This is a genomic window from Bacillus sp. P4_E1, from assembly GCF_056401715.1.
The window spans coordinates 97,544-104,505 of the sequence record NZ_JBFUIV010000020.1 but is presented as its reverse complement, the minus strand read 5'-3'; the positions used below and the strand labels follow the sequence as shown (position 1 = coordinate 104,505).

Here is a 6,962-nt window from a genome sequence, read left to right as displayed (position 1 = left end):
CTGGACCTCAAGGCGTTCAAGGTAACACAGGTGCTACTGGACCTCAAGGCGCTCAAGGTAACACAGGTGCCACTGGTTCCACTGGACCTCAAGGCGTTCAAGGTAACACAGGTGCTACTGGACCTCAAGGTGCGCAAGGTAACACGGGTGCTACTGGACCTCAAGGCGCTCAAGGTAACACGGGTGCGACCGGACCTCAAGGCGCTCAAGGTAACACAGGTGCCACTGGTTCCACTGGTTCCACTGGACCTCAAGGTATTCAGGGTAACACGGGTGCTACCGGACCTCAAGGTGCKCAAGGTAACACAGGTGCTACCGGACCTCAAGGCGCTCAAGGTAACACAGGTGCTACTGGACCTCAAGGCGTTCAAGGTAACACAGGTGCTACTGGACCTCAAGGCGTTCAAGGTAACACAGGTGCTACTGGACCTCAAGGCGTTCAAGGTAACACAGGTGCTACTGGACCTCAAGGCGCTCAAGGTAACACAGGTGCTACTGGACCTCAAGGCGTTCAAGGTAACACAGGTGCCACTGGTTCCACTGGACCTCAAGGCGTTCAAGGTAACACAGGTGCTACTGGACCTCAAGGCGCTCAAGGTAACACAGGTGCCACTGGTTCCACTGGACCTCAAGGCGTTCAAGGTAACACAGGTGCTACTGGACCTCAAGGTGCGCAAGGTAACACGGGTGCTACTGGACCTCAAGGCGTTCAAGGTAACACAGGTGCTACTGGACCTCAAGGTGCGCAAGGTAACACGGGTGCCACTGGACCTCAAGGCGCTCAAGGTAACACGGGTGCTACCGGACCTCAAGGTGCGCAAGGTAACACGGGTGCCACTGGTATAGGAGTTACCGGACCTACTGGACCTTCTGGTGGGCCTCCTGGACCTACTGGACCTCAAGGTAACACGGGTGCTACTGGACCTCAAGGTGTTCAAGGTAACACGGGTGCTACCGGACCTCAAGGCGTTCAAGGTAACACGGGTGCCACTGGACCTCAAGGTGCGCAAGGTAACACAGGTGCTACTGGACCTCAAGGTATTCAAGGTAACACGGGTGCTACTGGACCTCAAGGTGCGCAAGGTAACACAGGTGCTACTGGACCTCAAGGCGCTCAAGGTAACACGGGTGCTACCGGACCTCAAGGTGCTCAAGGTAACACAGGTGCTACCGGACCTCAAGGCGTTCAAGGTAACACGGGTGCTACCGGACCTCAAGGTATTCAAGGTAACACGGGTGCTACCGGACCTCAAGGTGTTCAAGGTAACACAGGTGCTACTGGTATAGGAGTTACCGGACCTACTGGACCTTCTGGCGGGCCTCCTGGACCTACTGGACCTCAAGGTGCGCAAGGTAACACAGGTGCTACTGGACCTCAAGGCGCTCAAGGTAATACAGGTGCCACTGGACCTCAAGGCGTTCAAGGTAACACGGGTGCTACTGGACCTCAAGGTGTTCAAGGTAACACGGGTGCTACTGGACCTCAAGGTGCGCAAGGTAACACGGGTGCTACCGGACCTCAAGGCGCGCAAGGTAACACGGGTGCTACCGGACCTCAAGGTGTTCAAGGACCAACGGGTGCGACTGGTATAGGAGTTACCGGACCTACTGGACCTAGCTTCCCAGTAGCAACAATCGTTGTAACAAACAACATCCAACAAACAGTACTCCAATTTAATAACTTTATTTTTAGTACTGCAATTAACGTAAACAATATTATCTTTAACGGCACAAATACAGTTACTGTTATTAACGCTGGTATTTATGTAATTAGCGTATCTATTTCTACAACTGCGCCAGGATGCGCTCCACTTGGAGTAGGAATTTCAATTAATGGAGCAGTTGCTACTGACAACTTCTCTTCAAATCTAATAGGCGACTCACTTTCATTTACTACAATCGAAACATTAGCTGCTGGAGCAAACATTTCTGTCCAATCTACTCTTAACGAGATTACGATCCCTGCAACAGGAAACACTAACATTCGTCTTACTGTATTTAGAATCGCTTAAATTTCACTATTTATTGTTTATGACAAATAAAAAAAGAGCGAGAAACTCGCTCTTTTTTTGTTATGTACAATAATTCATTACTACTCTAATTCAATTGAAACATTTTTTTGTGGTACAAATGTAGAAATTGCATGTTTATAAATAAGCTGTTGCTTACCTTCTGTTTCCAGCAGGACTGTAAAATTATCAAATCCTTTAATTAATCCACGAAGCTGGAAACCATTTAATAAGTACAGCGTAACGAACGTATTCTCTTTACGGAGTTGATTTAAAAACTGATCTTGAATATTGATTGATTGCTTCATGTCGAATCCTCCTCTTTTTCTCTACTTACTATTATTCGACTTTAGTTGTAGCTTTCCTTCTATGTATCGTAAAATTTCTGACGTTTTTTCACCATCAGTAACATCGAACCACGCGACATCCATCTTATTACGGAACCACGTTAATTGACGTTTTGCATAACGGCGTGAATTCGTCTTTAATTGTGATACCGCTTCTTCTAAAGATACACGATTCTCAAAATAATCATATATCTCTTTATAACCAATCGCTTGAATAGATTGACAATCTCGCACTCCTCTTTCATGTAAACCTTTTACTTCTTCTAATAAACCTTGTTCAATCATTAGGTTAACACGTAAGTTAATGCGATCGTATAGCATTTCTCGATCCATTGTCAAGCCAATTAATGAAACATCGTACAGTAACTCATTTTCTTGTTTTTCGAGCTGGTTACTCATTTTTTCACCCGTCGTGTGAAAAATTTCTAACGCCCGAATAACACGCCTTACATTATTGGCATGAATACGCTCCGCACTTTCTGGATCTACTTCTTGCAACTTTTTATGTACATATTCCACACCGTGTTCTAATGCTAACTTTTCCATCTGTTCTCGGTATGTAGCGTCCCCAGCCTCATCTGTAAACTGGTAATCGAATAGAACAGATTGTATATAGAGACCGGTTCCACCAACAATAATTGGTAATTTCCCGCGCTCTGTAATTTCTCGAATGCACTTACGGACACTTTCTTGAAATTCCGCCACAGAAAATGAATCTTCCGGATCTTTTATATCAATCATATAATGTGGAATTCCGTCCATCTCATCTGTCGTCACCTTTGCAGTCCCGATATCCATCGTACGATAAATTTGCATGGAATCACCACTAATAATCTCACCATTCAACGCTTTTGCAAGATCGATACTTAATTTCGTCTTTCCGACAGCAGTTGGCCCAATGATGACAGCAACTTTTTCACGTTGCACTTCTCCCATATCATTCAACTCTCTTTATATAATATACTCCATCTATTGATTATACCCAATCTTACCAATTTTAACGGCATGATTGCAAGTTCTTTGAATCCAGTACATGAAATTACACAAAAAAAGAGCATAGCTTGTCCAATTCTGCATATACATGATAAAAAATAACTCGGAGAGGGTGCAATGACTATGAAACAAGCGACTATCGATTTTCCATTATTAATAAAAGACCTTATTTTAGCTACTGCTACAAAAGAACAAAATTGTTCACAAGAAGAATTATACTTCGCACTAAATTGTTTACTACGTTCCTTTCATTCTACTCTTCAAGAAACAACGTTACATCCAGAAAATAAAAATACAGAGTATATGCAAACTCAATTTTGCACCGCGTATAAAATTATTACAGGTAAAACAATTTACCCTTTTCAATAATTCTTATATAAAAAAAGCGGCCGCTTAGACATTTTCAAGCAGCCGTTTTTTATTTTAATAAATTATTTTATAACTTTCACTTTAACGGATTTACGACCCCAACTATCAGCAGTGCTATCTGAACCAACTAAAACATCAATACGGTTTCCTTTAATCGCGCCACCAGTATCTCCAGCAATTGCTTCTCCATATCCTTCCACCCACACTTTTGATCCGAGAGGAATTACTTTCGGATCAACAGCAATAACTTTCATATTTGGATTCGCTGTTAAATCATGCCCCATCGCAGTTAACACACGACCACCATATGTGCCATTTTCACTCGGGTGAGCTGTGTAAGCTGTCGCTTCTACTGTTATTTCACGACCAGCAGGTTCACTTGTTTCAGTAGATTTTACCACTGGCTTAGTTGCCGGCTTCGCTTCCGCTACTGGTTTACTTGATGCTCCACTTTTAACTGATTCTTTTCCATTAACTGCCGTATCATTTTTAGCCGGCGCTTTCTCCTTAACTGATGTATCATTTTTAACCGCCGTTTTCACCTTAGTTGGCGCTTCATCTTGAGCTGGAACTTCTTTTCTTTCAATAACAGGTGCTGTACCTGTTAAAAATGGTATGTGAACATACGCCGCTTTCCCGCCATATTCGAATTGTAACCATTCGTTTTGTACTTGATTTGTCGTTTCAATCAAGTCATCTTTTTTAAGCGTGCCAAGAATTTCTGAATCAGTATTCGCTCCAGCACGAATGTTTAATACGTTTGCTGTTACATAATAAGAACTTTTCGTAAATTCAGCACTTACAAAAGCTTCTTTACCATCTAATTTAATTTTGGACCATCCGTTTTCTGTATTTATAACATCTAATTTATTTCCACTTAACATTTTACCTACAAGTTTTGATTCTACAGTTGGGTTTTCTCTAACGTTTAATACATCTGTTGTTACAATCGTTTCCGCTTTAGCAGAACCTGCAAAAATCCCAAGACCAAAAACTGCTGCTGTTGCTATACCTAATAATTTTTTCATGAATAGCCTCCATTTGCTTTGTTTTCGTGTTCTCATTATAGCAACAGTTTTTTGAAGAATTTCGAAAATCACACAATTACAAAGCATTCGTAATAAACGATTAATGATTTGTAACATAAATTTCCATATTAAAGAATTGTATTTCTACCAAAATCAGCACTAGTTTTCATATATTTCTCACAAATTAGTATAAGAATTTTTTTCCAGAAAAAATTACAGTATTACTTTTTTGTTACAAAAAAATCACTTTTCATTACATCTTTTACCAAAATCCATCATAATCCAATTATTAAATTACTTTTTGTAACGAAAAAGGAACAACTCCTATTAGCTGTCCCTTTTTATCTTTTATTTAACTTTCTTCTTCCAAACACCTATCATAATAGCTGAAACAATCGTCCCAATTAATATAGAAACAATATATAGCAACGGTTTATTCACTAATGCGATAACAAACAATCCACCATGCGGTGCCGGCAATGTAATTTGGAATAACATAGATAAGGCACCCGCGATACTTGAACCAACAACACAACTTACTATTACTCGAACCGGATCGGCAGCTGCAAATGGAATCGCACCTTCTGTAATAAACGATGCTCCCATAATATAATTTGTTAAACCAGATTTACGTTCTGCTTCTGTAAATTTTGTTTTAAAGAATGTGGTTGCGAATGCAATCGCAAGTGGCGGTACCATACCACCAGCCATAACTGCTGAGTGCACTCCAAAATTCTGCGCTTCTATTGCAGCAATACCAAATGTAAATGCCGCTTTATTAATTGGACCACCCATATCAATTGCCATCATACCGCCTAAAATAAGACCTAATAATATAGCATTCGTACCGTTCAAACCATTTAACCATCCTGTTAACATTTCATTTAATGCTACTACAGGCGGATTTACTACTTTTTGCATAACAACTCCTGTAATCAACAATCCAAAGACTGGATATAACAAAACAGGTTTAATTCCTTCTAACTGTACTGGTAATCCTGAAAATAATCTTTTCAATCCTAAAACAACATATCCAGCTAAGAAACCAGCAATTAATCCACCTAAAAATCCCGCATTCGCTTGTGCTGCTAAAAACCCACCTACAACACCAGGCATAAAACCAGGACGATCAGCAATAGAACTCGCAATAAATCCAGCTAAGATTGGTACAAGGAATAAAAACGCACCTGTTTTTCCTCCCCCAATAGACATGAACAATTCAGCTAAAGGACCTTCCGCTTTTATACCACCAAACGAAAACGCTAGTGCAATTAAAATTCCACCACCAACAACGAACGGAAGCATATTACTTACACCGCTCATTAAATGCTTATAAATTCCTAGCCCTTTTTCTTTCTCTACATTTTCTGCCTTCCCATCCTCTTTTACCCCTTTAAAGATTGGTGCATCTTGTTTTATAGCTCGATTAAGAAGGATTTCAGTTTTTCTAATCCCATCGGCGACTGGTACTTGAATGACATGCTTCCCAGCAAAACGATTCATTTCTACTTGTTTATCTGCAGCTACAATAATAGCCGTTGCGCGTTCAATGTCCTCTTTCGTTAAATCGTTTTTAACACCTGTTGATCCATTCGTTTCAACTTTAATCGCTATTCCTAACTCTGCTGCTTTTGCTTTCAAACTATCCGCAGCCATATATGTGTGAGCGATACCAGTCGGACAAGCTGTAACAGCTAATACGTATGGCTCATTCCCTTCCGGCTTTGCTACTTCAACTTCTTCGTCTTCTTTTTCATTCTCTTTTTCATCAAATAAACGGAGAAGCTCATCCTCATCCTTTGCTTCTAATAATTGCTTGCGGAACCCTTCATCCATCAATAACGTAGAGAGACGAGATAACGTTTCTAAATGAGTATTATTCGCCCCTTCACTCGCAGCAATCATAAAAAACAGATGTGCAGGCTGTCCATCAAGCGACTCATAGTTGATACCGCTTACACTTCTACCAAAACAAATCGATGGTTGTTTAACGGCATTCGTCTTCGCATGAGGTATAGCAATCCCTTCCCCTATGCCAGTTGTACTTTGTGACTCCCGCTTTAAAATAGCTTCTTTAAATTCAGCTTTACTATTTAAACGATTTGCTCCGTCTAATTTCTCAACTAATTCATCTATGACAGCTTCTTTATTTGAAGCTGTCAAGTTCATAATAACTGTATCCCTTTTTAATAGTTCTGTAATTTTCATATGTTACT

The 6,962-nt window shown here is 40.9% G+C and carries 6 protein-coding genes; 2 read left to right on the top strand and 4 right to left on the bottom strand.

Annotated elements, in window-relative coordinates:
• Positions 1–2,012: Gly-Xaa-Xaa repeat protein (locus tag AC1DS7_RS23215; RefSeq protein WP_476999238.1), on the top strand; the 2,012-nt coding region annotated here is incomplete at its 5' end.
• Between the two features lie 80 nt (positions 2,013–2,092).
• Here AC1DS7_RS23215 and hfq read toward each other — a convergent pair.
• On the bottom strand, positions 2,093–2,317 hold the full coding sequence (gene hfq, locus AC1DS7_RS23210) for an RNA chaperone Hfq (protein ID WP_000813896.1): 225 nt from the start codon (positions 2,315–2,317) through the stop codon (positions 2,093–2,095).
• Positions 2,318–2,338: 21 nt separating this feature from the next.
• Positions 2,339–3,292, bottom strand: a complete 954-nt coding sequence (gene miaA / locus AC1DS7_RS23205; RefSeq protein ID WP_002142786.1) for a tRNA (adenosine(37)-N6)-dimethylallyltransferase MiaA — start codon at positions 3,290–3,292, stop codon at positions 2,339–2,341.
• Positions 3,293–3,472: 180 nt separating this feature from the next.
• On the opposite strand from miaA, the gene AC1DS7_RS23200 reads away from it, so the two are divergent.
• Positions 3,473–3,718: a hypothetical protein gene (locus tag AC1DS7_RS23200; RefSeq protein ID WP_002014695.1), complete on the top strand. Its 246-nt coding sequence runs from the start codon at positions 3,473–3,475 to the stop codon at positions 3,716–3,718.
• Positions 3,719–3,780: 62 nt separating this feature from the next.
• On the opposite strand, the gene AC1DS7_RS23195 is transcribed toward AC1DS7_RS23200, so the two are convergent.
• Both AC1DS7_RS23195 and AC1DS7_RS23190 read right to left on the bottom strand, forming a co-directional pair.
• Positions 3,781–4,746: a 3D domain-containing protein gene (locus tag AC1DS7_RS23195; RefSeq protein WP_215586748.1), complete on the bottom strand. Its 966-nt coding sequence runs from the start codon at positions 4,744–4,746 to the stop codon at positions 3,781–3,783.
• Between the two features lie 348 nt (positions 4,747–5,094).
• Entirely contained in the window at positions 5,095–6,954 is a 1,860-nt protein-coding gene (locus AC1DS7_RS23190; protein WP_002190435.1) for a PTS fructose transporter subunit IIABC, read from the bottom strand.
• Positions 6,955–6,962 lie beyond the last annotated feature (8 nt).